This is a genomic window from Pseudomonas taiwanensis DSM 21245, assembly GCF_000425785.1.
In the GTDB taxonomy this organism is placed as follows: domain Bacteria; phylum Pseudomonadota; class Gammaproteobacteria; order Pseudomonadales; family Pseudomonadaceae; genus Aquipseudomonas; species Aquipseudomonas taiwanensis.
This window is the reverse complement of record NZ_KE384453.1, coordinates 81,083-95,382: the sequence shown is the minus strand read 5'-3', so window position 1 is coordinate 95,382 and position 14,300 is coordinate 81,083. Positions and strand designations below refer to the sequence as shown.

General features: G+C 62.7%; 10 protein-coding genes. All 10 read right to left on the bottom strand.

All coding sequences use genetic code 11. The features are described 5' to 3' along the window. Positions 1-2: 2 nt before the first annotated feature. The 10 genes from H620_RS0125105 to flgH all read right to left on the bottom strand — a co-directional run bounded on the left by H620_RS0125105 (position 3) and on the right by flgH (position 14,283). Entirely contained in the window at positions 3-1,226 is a 1,224-nt protein-coding gene (locus H620_RS0125105; RefSeq protein ID WP_027908231.1) for a class I SAM-dependent methyltransferase, read from the bottom strand. Then, positions 1,223-1,783, bottom strand: coding sequence for a dTDP-4-dehydrorhamnose 3,5-epimerase family protein (locus H620_RS0125100; RefSeq protein ID WP_023381552.1), 561 nt, complete (start codon positions 1,781-1,783; stop codon positions 1,223-1,225). Before H620_RS0125100 ends, H620_RS0125105 begins: the two co-directional genes overlap by 4 nt. Further along, complete coding sequence (gene rfbG / locus H620_RS0125095; protein WP_023381553.1) at positions 1,780-2,862, bottom strand: CDP-glucose 4,6-dehydratase; 1,083 nt, start codon at positions 2,860-2,862, stop codon at positions 1,780-1,782. The genes H620_RS0125100 and rfbG overlap by 4 nt, the downstream gene beginning before the upstream one ends. Next, positions 2,844-3,617 (bottom strand): glucose-1-phosphate cytidylyltransferase, encoded by a 774-nt coding sequence (rfbF, locus tag H620_RS0125090; RefSeq protein WP_023381554.1) that lies wholly within the window; start codon positions 3,615-3,617, stop codon positions 2,844-2,846. The genes rfbG and rfbF overlap by 19 nt, the downstream gene beginning before the upstream one ends. A 316-nt stretch (positions 3,618-3,933) precedes the next feature. Continuing rightward, positions 3,934-7,515, bottom strand: coding sequence for a glycosyltransferase (locus H620_RS0125085; RefSeq protein ID WP_027908230.1), 3,582 nt, complete (start codon positions 7,513-7,515; stop codon positions 3,934-3,936). 119 nt (positions 7,516-7,634) lie between these two features. Beyond that, the gene (locus tag H620_RS0125080) at positions 7,635-9,209 is read right to left on the bottom strand and encodes a flagellar hook-associated protein 3 (protein WP_023381556.1); all 1,575 of its coding nucleotides are present in this window, start codon (positions 9,207-9,209) and stop codon (positions 7,635-7,637) included. 13 nt (positions 9,210-9,222) lie between these two features. Beyond that, positions 9,223-11,271 carry a flagellar hook-associated protein FlgK gene (gene flgK / locus H620_RS0125075; RefSeq protein WP_023381557.1) on the bottom strand — a complete coding sequence of 683 codons (2,049 nt, stop codon included), beginning with the start codon at positions 11,269-11,271 and terminating at the stop codon, positions 9,223-9,225. Between the two features lie 12 nt (positions 11,272-11,283). Beyond that, positions 11,284-12,453, bottom strand: a complete 1,170-nt coding sequence (gene flgJ, locus H620_RS0125070; protein ID WP_023381558.1) for a flagellar assembly peptidoglycan hydrolase FlgJ — start codon at positions 12,451-12,453, stop codon at positions 11,284-11,286. 12 nt (positions 12,454-12,465) lie between these two features. Further along, positions 12,466-13,575 carry a flagellar basal body P-ring protein FlgI gene (locus H620_RS0125065; protein ID WP_027908229.1) on the bottom strand — a complete coding sequence of 370 codons (1,110 nt, stop codon included), beginning with the start codon at positions 13,573-13,575 and terminating at the stop codon, positions 12,466-12,468. Positions 13,576-13,587: 12 nt separating this feature from the next. After that, the gene (gene flgH, locus H620_RS0125060; RefSeq protein WP_023381560.1) at positions 13,588-14,283 is read right to left on the bottom strand and encodes a flagellar basal body L-ring protein FlgH; all 696 of its coding nucleotides are present in this window, start codon (positions 14,281-14,283) and stop codon (positions 13,588-13,590) included. Positions 14,284-14,300 lie beyond the last annotated feature (17 nt).

Below are 14,300 nucleotides of genomic sequence, written 5' to 3'. Positions count from 1 at the left end.
ACTCACAGGATGGTCAGCTCCGGCACGGCGATGACGAACCGCCCACCCCATTCATGGACTTGCGCCTGCTGCTCGCTGATCTCCTTGAGCAGGTTCCAGGGCAGTACCAGCACGTAATCGGGCTGTTCGATGGCCAGGCGCTCAGGGGCAACCACTGGAATCCGACTACCTGGCAGGAACTTGCCCTGCTTGTGCGGGTTGGCGTCGGCGACCCAGGCCAGCAGATCAGGCTTGACCCCGGCGTAGTTGAACAAGGTATTGCCCTTGGCAGCTGCGCCATAGCCGACCACGCGCTTGCCTTCGGCCTTGGCCTGCAGCAGGAAGCGCAACAGCTGGTGCTTGATGCGTTCGGCCGCAGGCGCCAGGGTGCTGTAGAACGCCGCCGTACTCACACCCACACCCGCCTCGATGCCGAGCAGGTCATCGACGCTGGGCTGGCGCACCTGCGGGCCACCAGCGCGCTGCGCGAACACACGCAGCGAACCGCCATGGGTGGGCAGTTCGCTGACATCGAAGATCTCCAGGCCGTTGCGCGCGCACAGGGTATTCACCGCGGTCAGCGACAGGTACGAATAGTGCTCGTGGTACAGGGTGTCGAACTGATGCTCGGCCATCAGGCAGAGCAGGTGTGGAAACTCGAAAGTGGCCACGCCGCCTGGCTTGAGCAGGGTGGCGAAACCGCTCAGGAAATCGTTGATGTCCGGCACATGGGCCAACACGTTGTTGGCTGCCATGAGGTCGGCCGACCAGCCTTCCTTGACCAGCTCGCGGGCGGCTTGCTGACCGAAGAACACTTCACGGATCTCCAGCCCCTTGTCGCGTGCTGCCTGGGCAGTGCTGCGGGTGGGTTCCACACCCAGGCAAGGAATGCCGCGCTCGGCCACATATTGCAGCAGATAACCATCGTTGGCGGCGATTTCCACTACACGGCTGTGCGTGGTCAGCCCAAAGCGCTCGACCATCTGCCCCACGTAGTCGCGGGCATGAGCCAGCCAGGAGCTCGAATAGGAGCTGAAATAGGCGTAGTCGGCATCGAACAATGCATCGGCGCGTGTGTAATCCTCGGTCTGCACCAGCCAGCACTGCTCGCACACCGCCACTTTCAACGGCACCCAGGCCTCGGCCGCGGCCAACTGCTCGGCGCGCAGGTAGGCATTGGACGGCGGCGCGGTGCCAAGGTCGATCAGGGGCAGGCTCAGGCAGGTACCACAGCCACGGCAGTTCATGGACATACTCCGGTGAACGATGGGGTCAGCCAGGGGTGCTCGGCATCCCTGGCTGACAGATTCTTGACAGGCAGCGGCCAGGCGATGGCCAGTTTCGGATCGTGCACCGACAACCCGCCTTCGCGTCCTGGCGCATAGTCGGCGCTGTGCAGGTAAAGCAGTTCGGCTTCCTCGCTCAGCACCTGGAAGCCATGGGCAAAGCCCGCTGGGATCAACAGGCTGCGGCCATCGCCGGCACGCAGGTGCTCGGCGTGCCACTGCAGGAAGGTGGGCGAACCCTGGCGCAGGTCCACGGCCACGTCCCAGACTTCACCGCGCAGGCAGGTGATCAGTTTGGCTTCCGGGGTATCGCCAAGCTGGTAGTGGAGGCCACGTACGCTGCCCTGACCGAGGGTGTGCGAGTGGTTGATCTGACGCACCTGGAACGGTGTGCCCAGCTCGCCCAGGCTGGTTTCGCAGAACAGCCTGGCGAACTGGCCACGCGCGTCGCCATGACGCTTGTGCTGGACGCTGAACAGGCCGTCGAGGGGCAAGGCTTGCAGTCGCAGATCAGTCACGACAGCTCCGCATACAGGTTCAGCTGGTCGAGGGTGAAGGCACGCATGTTTTCGCCGCGCTGCCAGGCAAGGTGCCAGTCGAGGGTGTGACCAAGGCACTCGCGCAACGTCCAGCGCGTGCGCCACCCCAGCACCTGGCGGGCGCGGGAGCTGTCCAGGCGCAGCAGGCCGGCCTCGTGCAGCTCGCTCGGCTCCACCTGCAGCCCAGGCGCTTCGGGCCATTGGCGGGCAAGGTAATTGACCACTTCGCCAACGCTGCACATGTCCTGCTCGCCTGGCCCGAAGTTCCAGGCGCCAGCATAGGCCGGGCCTTCCTGGTACAGGCGCTCGGCCAGAAGCAGGTAGCCGGCCAGTGGCTCCAGCGCGTGCTGCCAGGGGCGCACGGCGTGGGGATAGCGCAGGGTTACCGGCTCACCTGCTGACCAAGCCTTCAGCACATCGGGGACCAAGCGGTCGGCGGCGAAATCGCCACCGCCCAACACGTTACCGGCGCGGGCGGTCGCCAGGGCCAGGCCGTGTTCGGCGTGCTTGGCCGCCGGGAAGAACGAGGCGGCATAGGATTGTGCCAGCAGCTCGCAGCAGGCTTTGCTGCTGCTGTAGGGGTCGTGCCCGCCGAGGGCTTCGTTCTCGCGGTACGGCCACGGCCATTCCTGGTTGGCGTAGACCTTGTCGGTGGTCACCAGCACGCAGGCGCGCACTCCACCAACCTGGCGCACGGCTTCCAGCAGGTTGAGGGTGCCCATGACATTGCTGGAATAGGTGCCCAGCGGGTCCCGGTAGGCTTCGCGCACCAGCGGCTGCGCCGCCAGATGCAGGACGATTTCAGGCTGCACTTCGGCCACGACTTCAAGCAACGCCGCCAAGTCACGCAGGTCGCCGCGCACATCAGTGATATCGCTGCCGACCCGGGCCAACTCGAACAGACTGGGTTCGCTGCCAGGGTCCAGGGCGAAACCCGTGACCTGCGCGCCCAGCTCACGCAGCCAGAGCGCAAGCCAACTGCCCTTGAAGCCGGTGTGACCGGTCAGCAGGACACGCTTGCCCTGCCAGAACGCTGGGTTCAGGCCCACTGTTTCCATGGTGCCTCCCCGTTCTGCCAGAGGTGTTCCAAGTGGTTCTTGTCGCGCAACGTATCCATCGGATGCCAAAAGCCATCGTGCTGGAAGGCGTGCAACTGCGACTCGGCAGCCAGCCGCGCGAGCGGTTCGGATTCCCAGGAGGTCTGGTCATCGGCGATGTAGCCGAGCACCTTGGGCGAGAGCACGAAGAAGCCACCGTTGATCCAGCCGCCGTCGCCACGGGGCTTCTCGACGAAACCGCTGACCCGGTCGCCATCGCGCGCCAGTGCACCATAGCGTCCTGGGGGCTGTACGGCGGTGACGGTGGCCAGCTTGCCGTGGGCCAGGTGGAAATCGACCAGGGCGCCGATATTCAGGTCCGAGACGCCGTCACCATAGGTGAAGCAGAACGCTTCTTCGCCCTCCAGGTAGCGCGCTGCGCGGCGCAGGCGACCACCGGTCATGGTCTCCTCACCGGTGTCGACCAGGGTGACCCGCCATGGCTCGCTGTAGTTCTGGTGTACGTCCATGCGGTTGGCGCGCATGTCGAAGGTGACGTCCGAGGTGTGCAGGAAGTAGTTGGCGAAGAAATCCTTGATCGCGTACCCCTTGTAGCCCAGGCAGATCACGAAATCGTGGATGCCGTGGGCCGAGTACTGCTTCATGATGTGCCAGAGAATTGGCTTTCCACCGATCTCGATCATGGGCTTTGGCTTGAGGTGGGACTCTTCGCTGATACGCGTGCCCAGTCCACCCGCCAGAATTACCGCCTTCATGTAGTCCCCTCTTGTTCGTCACCGGCCATGGGTCGTGTGGCTGCACGATTTATGGCGATATGACGGGGGACTTGCAGGAAACGCGCCAAATGGCGTCTTTCACCCTAGGCTCTGTGTGGAAAGTCTTGAGACGAAGCCCAGGCAAGGCGAAAACAGCCGAGGAAGCGGAGTTTACGGGTTGTAAATGAGCATTCCGAGGCTGTCTTCAACGCAGCATCACCGAGTATCTAGGCTTTTCGTACAGAGCCTAACCTGCGCAGATGGCGAGCTGTTCGCAGACGCCACGCCATCCGCGAACAGCCCTGGAAAGCCTCGATCAGCCTGGCATCCACCCGCTGTACCAATGCTGCACATGCTCTTCACGCAGCACATAGTCACGCAGCACTTCCTGCTTCAGTCGGTCACCCATGCGGAAACTCTCGTCCGGGTCGGCCAGGTGCATGCGAATCGCCTCCAGCCACTCCGCCGTGCTGTTGGTCTTGATTCGCGTGCACGGCAGGTAGCCTTCGTAGGCGCGGGTGTCGGTGACGATCACCGGGTACCCACAGGCGCCGTACTCAAGCAGGCGCAGGTTGCTCTTGCAGTCGTTGAAAATGTGGTACTCCAACGGCGCCAGGGCCAGGTCCAGGTTCAGGCTGGCGAGCTTGGCCGGGTACAGCTCCAGCGGTACCGGCGGATGGAACTCGCTGATGTACGGCCGCAACGCGGGCGGACACATGCCGAAGAACACCCAGTCGACCTCGTTCGCCAAGGTCTTGACCACATCGGCAATCACCTCCAGGTCACCTGTGTGGCTGGTGCCACCACCCCAACCTACCCGCGGCTTGCGCGAGGTGCGACGGTGGCTGCGCAAGCCGGTCCAGAGCTGCTCGGCAAGCATGTTCGGCATCACCCGGATATCACTGTGGGTGTCATGCAGCGCATCCGCCAGGGCCTGGGTCGACACCACGAGGCGGTCACAACGCTCGATACCTCGACGCAGCGATCTTTCCAGATCCTTGGGCGTGTGCTTGAGGTGACCATTCTTCTTCGGTACGTTGATCACGTAGTCGTCCAGTTCATAGATGCAGAAGCCCTTGGAGAAGGTCTTGAGCCGTTCGATTTCCTTGACGAAACCTTCCGTGTAACGCCCTTGCAGAATCGCGACATCTGGCGAGCAGCGCTCCAACTCGACGTTGGTCGGGATCTCGAAATACTGCTGCTGGGTGACCCAGCCGGCCTTCTCCAGCTCTACCACCGGCTGGATTACCCGATAATGCCCAACCGCCGTCTTGTTCATCGGCAAGGCCAGCACATGGGGCAATGGGCGACCGACGAAGGGCGTCCAGGCCGCCTTGAGGCCCGGGTCCAGGCAGAAGCTCGAACCATTGAGTGACAGGTTGATGTTGTAGGCCGGGTCGCGCGCCACGACCGGCATCCAGGCGCGGAAGAAGGCATCATGCTGTTCCGCCAGCCGAGCCTGGCGCTCAGCTTCGCGCTGCGGGTCGACCGCCGCCGCTGGCGGAGGGTCGAGCACCAGCCGGGCATCCGGCGCCCAGACCACCAGGTAACCAGCCTTGCCCAACCGCAGCCCCAGGTCGACATCGCTGAACGCCAGGTCGAAGACGCTGTCGTCGAGCCCTCCCAGTTCGATAAAGAGCTGCTTGCGCACCAGCAGGCAATCGGCGCCGACAACTGAATAATTCTGCGCCACCTGCAAGCGCTGCATGTAACCGCCCGCCTCCATCGGCTCACCGACGAATGGCGAACCCACCGCTCCACGCAGGCCAAGCACGCCACCGGCATGGACGACAAGGCCGTGGCCATTGCACAACTTGGCACCCACCGCGCCGACTTCATGGCGCTGCCCGTGACTGAGCAACGCATCGAGCCAGTCTGGCTCGGTGGCAACGACGAACGGACTCAACATCAGCAGGTAGTCGCCACGGGCATGTTGCGCGGCCAGGTTCTGCACAGTCGCGAAGCTGGTTTCCTCTTCCAGCTTCAGCACCCGTAACTTGTCGCCGCCCATCTGCTGCAGGGCTGCCAGCCAGGCATGGGTGTCGGCGCCCTGGCTGGCATTATCGACGATCAGCACTTCGTAGTGGCTGTAGGCGGTCTTCTCCAGCACGCTTTCAAGGCAACGCTCGAGCGCTGGCAATTGATCCCGGGCACTGATCACCAGGCTCACCAATGGCTGCGTGGCATGCAGGTAACGCACATGGTTGATCGCGCCGCCGTCATTCTGTAACCGATAGGCCACGCCCAATCGCTTGAGGTGCGCATCGAGCAGGCGAGGATTTTCCTCGATCACGTCCGTCGAGGACAACCAGGCGGCATAGCTCAACGTGGTTTCAGCCAGGACTTCTGGAATGTGCTCGATGGTCTGCGGGCCACGGCTTTCCACCAGGCGCCAGAGCAAATCGTGGGGCGCCAGCTCGCGGTAACCCGCGGCAAAACCACCCAGCGTTCGAATGGCCTCACGGGAGTACGCCAGCATGCGACCGGTGTAGGGGTAGCCGCGCATCAGGTCGAGGTTGAAGTCGGGCTTGAATACAGGTTCCGCTGAGACCCCCTCCCGAAGACTACCCTCATCGCCGTAGCAGCAGGCCATTTGTGGACGAGCGACGATCCGTTCGGCCAGCAGCATCAGACTGAACGCATTGAGCCGATCACCGGCGCGCAGCAGGTAGATCCAGTCCACGCCCTCCAGCTGGTCGACCAGGCCGTTCAACTGCTCGGCCCAATCAGCCTGCAACAGCTGGCCGATCACCCGGCCATCCTGCAGTACCGCCGTAGGCGCGCTGGACAGAACCAGGGTGGTATCGGCGCCATAGGACTGATGCGCGATACTGTCCAGGGTCACTTGCAGGGCCTGGGCATCGCCCTCGCGGTCGATCACCACCGGCACGATGCGCGGGCGCGTCGGCCAGTGCTCGCTCAGGCGCATCAGCCGCGCCAGCACCAGAGGGTCCTGGCGGCAGGCCAACCATTTGCCATAAAGCTCGGCAAAACTGTCGCTGTCACTGCCGACATGGGACTCGTGAATTGCCTGAAGACAGCGCAAGGTGTGGACCAGGAACAGGTTTTCCCAAGTACGCTGACCAGCACGTTCGTCCGGGTGCAGGATCTGCACCCGGACCCAACCGGAGAACGGCTCGCGCTCGGCGGTGCGCGCCGCGAACATGTCACGCAGGTGCTGCGCTTCCTGAACAGCCGCGGCCTTCACATGATCCTGGCGACGCAGCTGGTCGGGATGAACCCGCTCCACACAATGTACCCCGGCGGTGACGCCCAGGTGCCCTCGGCGCAGCAGGCACACGAACAGGACAAAGTCGAGCAGGGCCACGAAGCCCGGTGCCAGCGCCGGCAGCAGTTCGCGCAGATCACTGGCGCGCAGCAGCACGCTGCTCAGTCCGCCGATGAAATTGAGTTGACGGGTCTCGAAGAAATCCAGCAGGTCGTCGCCATTGAACAGGGTATCGCCAAAGGTAACCGGGCTGGTCTCCAGACGCTGCGGCAAGATGTGATCTTCAGCATCCACCAGATAACGTCTGGCCGCGACCAGACTGACATCGTCGTGAGCTTCGAACAGGCGTACCTGGTTGGACACGCAATCGGCCATCAGGCGGTCATCGTCACAGAGGAACTTGATGTACTGCCCCTGACTTTGCTCTAGCCCAAGCTGCAGGTTCCCGGCAAAACCCAGTGGCTGCCGGTTGCGTACATAGACCAGCGGGTGACGCGCCAGGCTGCGCAACTCCTCGACCACCGCCTCGATCTGCGCCCCACGGCTGTCGTCGCAGACAATGACCTCGAGGTTGTCGTAGTCCTGAGCCAAGGCACTGACCAAGGCCGCTCGGAAGTAATCAGGATTGCAGGCAGGGATGACGAGGCTGACTAGAGGGACTGGGTTCACGGGGGAATCTCTCGACCGATGACTGCCCGCAGGGAATTCAGAACAGTCGACAACACGGGAAAAACAGCGCGCCTGCTGCGCTCACCCCTGGCGGGTGGCGCAGCAGGCGGCGGGCTTGATCAACCGATGGCGTTGAACAGGCTCAGTTGGCTGATACGCGCGAAGGCTGCCTGGGACGCTTCGAGCATGGTCTTCTGTTGGGTCAGGCGAACCAGCACGGTGGCAGGGTCGGAATCGCGGATCGACGATTGCGTGGTGGTATTGGCGATACCCAGGCTCTCGTTGGTGTTCTGCTGGATTTCCAGCGCCTTGCCCCGCGCACCGATATCGGTGACCGAGCGGTTCAGCTGATCCTGACCACTCTGGATGTTGGCAATGGCCGAGTCCAGGTCGGCACGCAGTTGCTGGTAGGCCGCGTTGTCGCCGTCGATCGGCTTGCTCAAGGCCGTGCGCAGCTGGGCAACGGTGTCCAGCACGTTCTGGGTCTGGTGGTTGTCGACATTCACCATGTACTGGTCGCCGGACTGCTGCGGCGGCGTCGTGGTGAAGGTGAAATCGACCCCCGCGGCCGAGGCGACGTTACCCGCCATGGTGCCACTGGCCACCGGGCGGCTGTCGGCGGTCAGCGGCTGGGCATACAGCTCGAAATCCGTGGCGCTGGTGAACTTGATCACCGCGCCGCCGCTGGGGAACATGGCCTGGTACTTGGCCGGGTCGGTGACGCTGACGGAAGACACCTGGGCGCTGGAAGAGTTGCCCGGGCTGCGAGTGGCCGTGATGGTGTCAGGCTTGCTCTGCAAGGTGAAGGTATGACCCGCCACCGCCGTGTCCGGAACGTCGCCGTCCTGAAGATTGATGTTCAGGCGCAAGTCGACCCCACGGAAGCTGATCATCGAACCACCTGCGGTGTTCGGATCGAAGGTGCCGCCCTGCGTGGCTTCGGCGGTCACGTCGTTGCCCAGACTGTCGGTGATGCTGTACTGCGTACTGCTGAGCATGGTGATGGTATACGGCTGGCCGCTACGGAAACGGTCATTGTAGGTCACGCTGCCGGACACCTGGCCGTTGGACAGCTTCACACGCCCATCATCCACCACCGGGTTGGTCATGGTGGTCTGGGTACGACTGGTATTGAGCGCCTGTTCGAACACGCTGTAGCCGGTGCTGTTGCCAGCCATCTTGAGCATGTCGCCGACCTGCAGTTCAAGCTGGGTCTGGTCGCCCTGGTAGCTGTAGGTGCCATCGGCATTGCGTACGAATGGCGCGGTGTCGGTCTTGGAGCCAGCGAACAGGTACTGACCGTTCTCGTCACGGCTGTTCATCAAACTCAACAGCTGGTCTTCCAGCTGACTCAGCTCGGCTGCCTTGGCCTTGCGCTCGGTATCGGTGTAGCCGGCGTTCCCCGACTCGAGCGCCAGCTCGTTGACCCGCGTCAGGATCGTGTTGATCGAGTTGAGCGTGGTTTCGGCCTGGTTCAACGAGTTGGTGATGTTGGTCGCGTTGGTCTTGTACTGCGCCAGCATGTCCGCCTGGTTGCCCAGTTGCAGCAGACGTGCGGCACCCACCGGGTCATCGGCGGCGGTGTTGACTCGAACGAAGGAGCTGGCCTCCTCGTTGGTCTTGATCAGGTTGGCATAGTTGCGCTGGTAGTTCGCCGCGCTGGACTGGTAGAACTGGGCCGTGGAAATACGCATGGATCAATACTCCTTAAAGCGCGGCGATCAAGGTGTTGAAGATTTCCTGAGCAGCTTTGATGATCTGCGAAGAGGCCGTGTAGTACTGCTGGTACTTGACCAGGTTGCCGGCCTCTTCGTCGAGCTGCACACCAGACAAGGAATCACGGGCACCGGTCGCCTGGGTCAGGATGACACCGGTTGCCTCGCTGTCCATCTGGCCTTGCTTGGCCTGGGCACCGACGCTTTCCACCAGTTTGCCGTAGGCGTCGGTGATGCTGATGCCCTTGGTCGAACCGATGTCCATGGTCTGCTTGGTCTGCAGCTCCTGCAGGGACAGCGCATTGCGGTTGTCCGAAGAACCTGCGCCGGTCAGCGAGACGGTGTAGCTGTCGCCTTGCTTGGGCGAACCGGCGACATCCATCTCGAAGCTGAAGGTTTTCTGCACACCACTGCCGTCGGTGATCGGGTTGCCCGCGGAGTCGATCATCGGCACATCGAACTTCAGGGTGTTGTTCTGCCCCGGAACGAAGGTGCCGGTGCCGATGCTGTTGCCCTTGGCATCGAACGCTTCATAGGTTTGCGGCGAGGTGGTTTCATCACCGAACACCAGGCGCACCGGCGTGGAATACTTGATGCCGGTCTGCAACTCAAGGCGCTGGGTCGGGTCGGCGATATCCAGCACCGAGGTCAGGACAGGTTGGGCGATCACACCGGTACCGGTATTGCCGCTACCGGACGTCGCGGTCAGCGGCGCGGCCAGGGCCAGGCGCTTGGCGTCGGTAAGCACCACGTCGATTTCCGCCGCAGCATTGCGGGTCGGGGTGATCTTGAAGCTATCGCCCACCGCCGCGGTACCGCTCTTGAGGTCGATGCTGAAGCCATCGATCACAGGGGCCGGGTCGTCGTTGGTGCTGTAGGTGCCCATGTCGGTGCCATCGGGCAGCTTCTTGACCTGGTACTTGTCGGCGGTCGGCCCGACGAAGGTCACCTGGTAATCGCTGGTGCTCAGCTTGCCAGTATCGCGGATGACCACGTTCAGGTCGGCGGAGCCCGAGTTGCCCACCTTGGGCGTGCTGCGTGCGGACATCGCCTTGTCGCTGTTCAGGTCGTTGAACAGCGCGGCACCGAACTCTCCGTTCTTGTCGATACCCTGGCCGAGCTGCGAGTTGATTTGCTGCGACACCACCAGCGCGATGCGGCCCAGTTCGTTCATGGCCGGCGCCAGGGTCTCGCTGCGATAACGCAGCAGACCGCCCATTTCGCCGCCCGTGATGCTACTGGTGACGTCCATGGTGGTGCTACCACGGTCGAGCTTGATCGAATACTGGGTCGGGTCGGTGGCGCTTGGCTCGGCGCTCATCTTGTTGGTGGTCTTGCCCAACACCAGCGACTGGCCGTTCTTCAGGTAAACGTCGATGCTGCCGTCACGCTCGACAGCTTGCACACCCACCAATTCGTTGAGCTGGCGGACGGCTTCGTTACGCTGGTCGAGCAGGTCGTTCGGCTGGCCGGTGACCGCCGAGACCTTGGAAATCTGCTCGTTGTACTGGGCAATGCTGGAGGTCAGCTCGTTGATCCGCGCCGTCATCGAGCTGAGGCTGCCGTTGATGTTGGTATTCTGCTCCTTGAACTGCGCGGCCAGGCTGTTGAAGCGGTTGGCGAGCGCGTCGGCATTGCTCAGCAACAGCTGGCGGGAAGCGTCTTCGGTCGGCTTGTTGGCAGCGCTCTGCAGGGCGGAGAAGAAGTTGGTCAGCGCTCCGGTAATACCGGTGTTGCTGTCGGACAACAGGTTGTTGAGCGGCGTGACCTGATTCAGGTAGGCAGTGCTGTCGCTGTTGAGCGACGTGGCGGTCTGCAGTTGCGCATCGAGGAAGGCGTTGTACACCCGGCGCACGTCCGCCAGTGTTGTCCCGGTGCCCATGAACACCTGGCCTTCCTGGAGCGAACCCTTGGACCGCTGAACATTCTGCTGGCGAGAGTAGCCGGCGACATCGGCGTTGGCGATGTTGTTACCGGTGGTATGCAGGCCCGCCTGGGAGGCCGACAGCCCCGACATGCCAATATTGATCAAACTCGCCATGGTTTCCTGCCCTTAAAGTTTCGTTGTGTTACCGAGCGATGCATAGCTCTCGTACGACTTCATCTGTCTTGCGATCTGCGAGATCTTGCTGGCGTATTCCGGGTCGGTGGCGTAACCGGCCTTCTGCAGCTCTCGCACGAACTGTTCTGGCTTATCGGCAGACTTCACCGCTTCTTGATAGCGGGAATTGTTCTGCAACAAGCTGACCAGATCATGGAAACTGTCCTGGTAAGAGTCGTAGGAACGGAACGCTGCCGTCTCCTTGACGAACTTGCCGTCACGGAACTCGCTGGTGATCGCCCTCGCCTCGCCACCTTCCCAGTTGCCGGTCGCCTTGATGCCGAACAGGTTATGGCTGCTGGTGCCGTCACTGTTGCGCATGACCGATTTGCCCCAACCGGTTTCCAAGGCTGCCTGGGCGACCAGGTAACGGGGGTCGACGCCAATGCGCTTGGCAGCCTGCTCGGCCATCGGCAGCATGGTGGCGACGAAGGCGTCGCTGTCGGCGAAGGCTTTTTTCGGCGCAAGCGGCGGCTGCGCCACGGCGCGGCCCAGGATGCGCATGCCACGCTCGGGCGCGGCGAAGGTCTGCGCAGCACCTGCTACCACCTGCCCTTCACGGGGTGGCACCGCAGCGGTATTGGTGGTTGCCGCGGCGTTGCCTGCCGATGGCACGATACCGGCCAGCAGGCGATCGGTGAGCTTGCTCGGTAGCGCCAGGCGCCGCGAATTGAGCGCGGCCACATCATTGCGCGTGGCGGTCGACTGGGTCGCGTGCACAGGCTCGGCCACTTTGTTGCCCCACAAGGCCGGGGCGTGGCCGTCGATGCGCGGGAATGGGCTGGTGTTGGCCGGCGCGGCCTTGTTCTTCGACAACTGGCGAACCAGCACGTCCTGCAGGCCGATACCTCCACCCTCGCGGGACATACTCACGGCCAACTGCTGGTCGTACATGTCACGGTACTGCTTGACCGTCTCGGAATTCATCGGGTTGTCGTCGGCCAGCACATCGCTGGCCTTGCGCGAGGCTTTGAGCATCTCACTGATGAACAGCGACTCGAACTCCTGGGCCACCTTGCGCACGTTGGCGTCGCTGTCACGATCGCCATGCTTGAGCGAATTGAGACGATTGAGGTCGGTGTACGCACCGCTGTCGGCACCGCTGGAAACTTTGGTATTCATCAGTCGGCGTCCTCAGATGACGATCAGGTCGGCTTGCAAGGCGCCGGCCTGCTTCAGTGCTTCGAGGATGGCCATCAGGTCGCTGGGCGCAGCGCCCACCTGATTCACTGCACGCACGATTTCATCCAGCGTGGTACCCGGGCCGAACTTGAACATCGGCTTGGCTTCCTGCTGCGCATTGACTTTCGAGCGCGGCACAACGGCAGTCTGGCCATTGGAGAACGGCCCCGGCTGACTGACGATCGGGTCTTCGGTAATGGTCACGGTGAGGCTGCCGTGGGTCACGGCGGCAGGTGAAACCTTCACGTTCTGGCCGATGACGATGGTACCGGTACGCGAATTGATGATGACCTTGGCCACGGCCTGGCCTGGGTCGATCTCAAGGTTCTCTAGAATCGACAGGTAATCGACACGCTGGCTCGGGTCCATCGGCGCGGTGACCCGCACCGAGCCGCCATCGATTGCCTGGGCCACGCCTGGGCCGAGCAGGTCGTTGACCTTGTCGACGATGTGCTTGGCCGTAGTGAAGTCCGGGCGATTGAGGTTCAAGGTAAGGCTGTTGCCCTGGTTGAAACCACTGGGTACCGCCCGCTCGACGGTAGCACCACCAGGAATACGGCCGGCCGACGGAACGTTGACGGTAATCTTCGAACCATCACGCCCTTCGGCATCGAAACCGCCCACCACCAGATTGCCCTGGGCGACGGCATAGACGTTGCCGTCGATACCCTTGAGCGGCGTCATCAACAGGCTTCCGCCACGCAGGCTCTTGGAGTTACCAATGGACGAGACGGTGATATCCACTACCTGGCCGGGCTTGGCGAAGGCCGGCAGGTCGGCATGCACCGACACCGCGGCAACGTTCTTGAGCTGTACGTTGCCGGAACCGGCCGGCACCTTGATGCCGAACTGCGACAGCATGTTGTTGAAGGTCTGCAGGGTGAACGGGGTCTGGGTGGTCTGGTCACCCGTACCGTTGAGCCCCACCACCAGGCCGTAGCCGATCAACTGGTTGGAGCGCACGCCAGAAATGCTGGCGATATCCTTCAGGCGTTCGGCATGGGCACCGAAGGTGCAGGACAGAAGCAGGGTCGCGGCAAGCAGCTGCCTTACGTTGAACATGGTCATCCGCACTCAGAAGGGCCAGAGCGGGCTGACGAAGAAGCGATCCAGCCAGCCCGGCTGACTGGCATCGGCGAAGGAGCCGGTGCCCGAATAGGTGATGCGCGCATCGGCCACACGGGTCGACGGCACGGTGTTGTCGGTGGCGATATCGTCAGCACGGACCAAGCCCGCAATGCGCACCAGTTCCTCGCCGGTGTTCAGGGTCATCCACTTCTCGCCGCGCACGGCGATGATGCCATTGGGCAGCACGTCGGCGACGGTGACAGTGATCGAACCGGTCAGGGTGTTGCCCTGGGTGGCCTTGCTATCGCCCTTGGTTGCACGCTCACCGCTGTAGCCCGCCTCGAGGGAAAGGTCGCCACCACCGAATGGGTTGTTGGTATTGGGCGTGGTCCCGAACAGCGAGGTCAGGCCAATGTTGGCATTGCTGTTCTTCTGAATCTGGGAACCTGCGTTCTTGCTGGCCGAGGTGCGTTCATTGAGGGTGATGGTGATGATGTCACCGACCCGGAACGCCTTGCGGTCGCTGTACAGGTTCTGATCGAAGCCCGCCTGGTAGATCGAACCGTTATTGGCCGCTGCCGGCAACGGGGTGCGCGGCAGGACCGGCGCGTAGTACGGGTCGTTGGGCTTGGGCGTCGGAGCGACACAACCTGCCATCAACACCGCCCCCCCCAGGGCGAAAACGGACAACAAACGATTCATGACACTTACCTCATGCT